At 73.5% G+C, this 3,892-nt stretch carries 3 protein-coding genes and 1 riboswitch; of the genes, 2 read left to right on the top strand and 1 reads right to left on the bottom strand.

Features of this window, described 5'->3' with window-relative positions:
- The first annotated feature begins 242 nt into the window (after positions 1–242).
- Positions 243–1,232: an ATP-binding cassette domain-containing protein gene (locus HCJ92_RS22910; RefSeq protein WP_167935517.1), complete on the top strand. Its 990-nt coding sequence runs from the start codon at positions 243–245 to the stop codon at positions 1,230–1,232.
- Positions 1,229–2,101: an ABC transporter permease gene (locus HCJ92_RS22905; protein ID WP_209311486.1), complete on the top strand. Its 873-nt coding sequence runs from the start codon at positions 1,229–1,231 to the stop codon at positions 2,099–2,101. Before HCJ92_RS22910 ends, HCJ92_RS22905 begins: the two co-directional genes overlap by 4 nt.
- Positions 2,102–2,264: 163 nt before the next feature.
- On the opposite strand, the gene HCJ92_RS22900 is transcribed toward HCJ92_RS22905, so the two are convergent.
- A complete protein-coding gene (locus tag HCJ92_RS22900; RefSeq protein WP_167935516.1) occupies positions 2,265–3,206 on the bottom strand; it encodes a M23 family metallopeptidase in 942 nt (313 codons plus the stop codon).
- Between the two features lie 5 nt (positions 3,207–3,211).
- Positions 3,212–3,392, bottom strand: a riboswitch (cyclic di-AMP (ydaO/yuaA leader).
- Positions 3,393–3,892 lie beyond the last annotated feature (500 nt).

Genomic DNA, 3,892 nt, shown 5'->3' with positions numbered 1-3,892 from the left:
ACCCCCGCCGGTGCGGGGGCGCGCCCGCCCTCTGCCGCGCCCACCCCCGCACCGCCACCTCCGATCAGCTGTGCCACGCGGCAGCGCGAGACGACCGACACCCCGGCCGCCGGGCACCGTGACGCCTCGTCACCGACACCGACACCGACACCGACACCGACACCGGAAACCGTGTATCTTGTAGACTTGGCATACGCCATACACGGTTATGCGGGCCGCGCGGCGGCGGGGAGGAGACGGCGATGGGATGCGCGATCCGCGCGGAGGGGGTCGTCAAGCGGTACGGCGGCCGGCCCGCACTCGACGGGCTGGACCTCACGGTGGCCGAGGGCACCGTCCACGGGCTGCTCGGTCCCAACGGCGCCGGGAAGACAACGGCCGTCCGGGTCCTCACCACGCTCACCGGGTACGAGGCCGGTCGGGCCGAGGTCTGCGGCTGCGACGTCCGCACCGAGGCCGAGCGGCTGCGCGGCATGATCGGGCTGACCGGCCAGTACGCCGCGGTGGACGAGACGCTCAGCGGACGGCAGAACCTCGTGATGTTCGGCAGGCTCCTCCGCCTGGGCCGCCGCGCGGCGGGCCGACGGGCCGCGGAACTGCTCGAACAGTTCGACCTCGGCGAGGCCGCCGACCGCTCCGCCGGCGGCTACTCCGGCGGTATGCGGCGGCGGCTGGACCTGGCCGTCGGCCTGGTCCGCACCCCCACGCTGCTGTTCCTCGACGAACCGACGACCGGGCTCGACCCGCGCAGCCGGGCACAGGTGTGGGGAACGGTGCGCGAACTCGCCGCCGGGGGAACCACCGTGCTGCTGACCACGCAGTACCTGGAGGAGGCGGACCTGCTGGCCGACCGCATCTCGGTGATGAACCGGGGGCGGGTCGTCGCCGAGGGCACCTCCGACGAGCTGAAGTCCGTCATCGGCGCCGACCGGGTGGAGGCGGTGGCCCGCCACACCGAAGACCTGCCCCGACTCGCCGAGGTCATCGGCGCGGCGACCGGGGCGCGGGTGGAGACCGATCCCGACACCCGGCGGGTCGGCGCCCCCGCCGTCGACCGGGTCGCCACCCTCACCGGCGTGGCGCGGGAGGTGGAGCGCGCGGGTATCGCCCTCACCGATCTCGGGACACGGCGGCCCACCCTGGACGAGGTCTTCCTCCACCTCACCGCACCCCCGGGCGGCCCCACCTCCGACCGGCGGGACGCGAACCACGACGGGGAGGCCGCGGCATGAGCACGACCGAACGCGACTCCACCCACACCGCACGGACCGCGGGCCGCCCCTCGCCCATCGCCCCGCCGCGCGGGCCGGGCGAACGCCTGCGACGGGCGGTCGCCGACAGCTCCACGATGACGCGCCGCTACCTCACCCATGTCGTGCGTGCCCCCGAGCAGGTGGCGCTCTACTTCGTGCTGCCGATCGTGTTCATCCTGGTCTTCGGCTACGTCTTCGGCGCCGGCATGGCAACCGGCGGCAGTGCCTACCGCGAGTTCCTCGTACCGGGCGTCTTCGTGATGACGATGCTCTACGGCATGGGCGCGACCGCCTCGGCGGTGGCCAACGACGCCGGCCGGGGGGTGATGGACCGTTTCCGCTCCATGCCGGTGGCGCGCTCCGCACTGCTGACCGGCCGCTCCGCGGCGGACCTGGTGCGGGCGCTGCTGGAGACGAGCGTGTTGGTCTGCTGCGGCCTGCTGGTCGGCTGGACCTGGCACCGCGGCATCGGCGACGCCCTGCTGGCGCTGGCGCTGGTTCTGCTGCTGCGGGTGGCGCTGACCTGGGTGGGCATCTGGGTCGGGCTGCTGGTGCCCAATCCTGACACCGTCGGCCTGATCGTCTTTCCGATGGCGTTTCCGCTGACGGCGCTCTCCAACGTCTTCGTCGCGCCGGAGCTGATGCCCACATGGCTCGGGGCGGTCGCGGAGTGGAACCCGCTCTCGGCGACCGTGGCGGCCATCCGCGAGCTGTTCGGCAACCCCGGCTTCGGCAGTGACTCCTGGGCCGCGGAGAACGCGCTGCTGCTCGCGGTGGTCTGGCCGGTGGCGATGATCGCGCTGTTCGCGCCACTGGCCGTCCGCCGCTACCAGCGTTTGGGCGCCTGACCGACGCGGGGCACCGCCCTCGCGCGCCGCCACCGCCGCGGCCCGGGGACGACAACGGCCCTGGGGGCCACCACGGTCGTGGTGGCCCCCAGGGCTTTCGCTGTTCCGCACGGCGGACGCCGGATCCGATGCGTCGCCGGGCGGGACGTGCCCGAGCCGTGGCTCAGATGGCGACGCCGAGACCGCGCAGGTAGCCCAGCGGGTCGATGTCGGAGCCGTAGGACGGGCCGGTCCGGACCTCGAAGTGCAGGTGCGGGCCGGTGCTGTTGCCGGTGGAGCCGACGTTGCCGATCTGCTCACCGGCACCGACCGTCTGGCCGTTGCTGACGGAGAGGGAGGAGAGGTGGGCGTACTGGCTGTAGCGGCCGTCCTCGTGGCGGATGACGACCTCGTTGCCGTAGGCGCCGCCCCAACCGGCGGAGACGACGGTGCCCGGGGCGATCGACTTCACGGTGGTGCCCGAGGAGGCGGAGAAGTCGACACCGGTGTGGTAACCGCTGCCCCACATGGCGCCGGAGGCCCGGTAGGGGGTGCTCGGTGCGGCGTCGACGGGGGCGCTCGCACCGGTGGCCGGCGCGGGGGCTTCCTCCACCGGGGCTTCCTCCACCGGGGCTTCCTCGACGGGGGCGGCCTCGGCGACGGGCTCCTCCTCCACGGGCGCGGCACGCTCGGCGCTGCGGTCGGCGCGCTGCTCGACGTCGGCCTCGGGGGCGGCCTCGGCCGCCTCGCCGTCCAGCGCCAGCTCCTGGCCGGGGAAGATCAGGTTGGGGTTGTCGCCGATGACGTCGCGGTTGGCGTCGTAGACGGTGAGCCAGCCGCCGTCCACGTCGTGCGCGTCGGCGATGCGGGACAGGGTGTCGCCGGTCACGACGGTGTAGTCGGCGACCTCCTCGGCCGCGTCGGCCGCGGTCTCGGCGGCCGTGGCGGCACGCTCGGCGACCTGTGCGCTGAAGGCTGCCGGGGCGGCGGTCTCGACCGGGGCGGCCGAGGCGCTGCCCGCGCCGATGAGCGGCAGGGCCACACCGGCGGAGCCGGCGGTGAGGGCGAGAGAGATGCGGGCAAGACGACTGGGGCGCTGGTGACGGTGACGTCCGCGTCCGGGCATGGCGGTGCTCCTCTCCGACGCCTACGAGGTGAGCTGTCGGGTTCGGGCCGGAAAGTGCCCGGCCGCGGGCGGGTCCCGCGTCGTTGCGACGTCGCGGAACTCGGCAGGCGGCTTCACCCCAAGCCGGCGTTGACCGGCACAAGATTGGGTCCCCCGCTCCTGTCGTGCGGAAAGTACTGATGTGATCCCTCGCCGGTGACAGGACTCGGCGTCCGGCAAAGGCCGCTCCGCGTGGTGCGGCGCGAGCAGCACGGTAGACACACCGGATTCGGCAGCACAAGAAGCCTGAAGCGGGGCGGCAGTGGCCGAGAACACGAATTGTCCGACACCGTCACCCGGGGTTTGCCCGGTTTGTCGAAGAGTGACCGGTGCACCACGGGCGCCGTACCGCCAACTGACTTGACGGGGGCGGGTGTTGAGCCGTCGAACACCAGGGCCGACCTGCGGCCTCCCCCGACAACGGAGGGGGTGGACGTGACCTCGGTCACCAGCAGAGAAGGCCCGCCCGATGCATCCCTAAAGCCCTTTTAGGGACCAAAGACCGCGGGGCTATTTCGTGCTGATCGCGGACACTTCGGAACCGCCCGGCTCGGCCGTGCCCGGGGCTGCGAGCCCCCGGCGAGCCGGGCCACCGCCACCGGGCCGGCGCACCGGGGCACGGCAGGGCCGGCGCAGCGGGGCGGGCA

This window comes from Streptomyces spiramenti, assembly GCF_012034385.1.
Classification (GTDB): domain Bacteria; phylum Actinomycetota; class Actinomycetes; order Streptomycetales; family Streptomycetaceae; genus Streptomyces; species Streptomyces spiramenti.
Note: the sequence above shows the minus strand (reverse complement) of the source record. Positions and strands in the feature narration are given on the sequence as shown.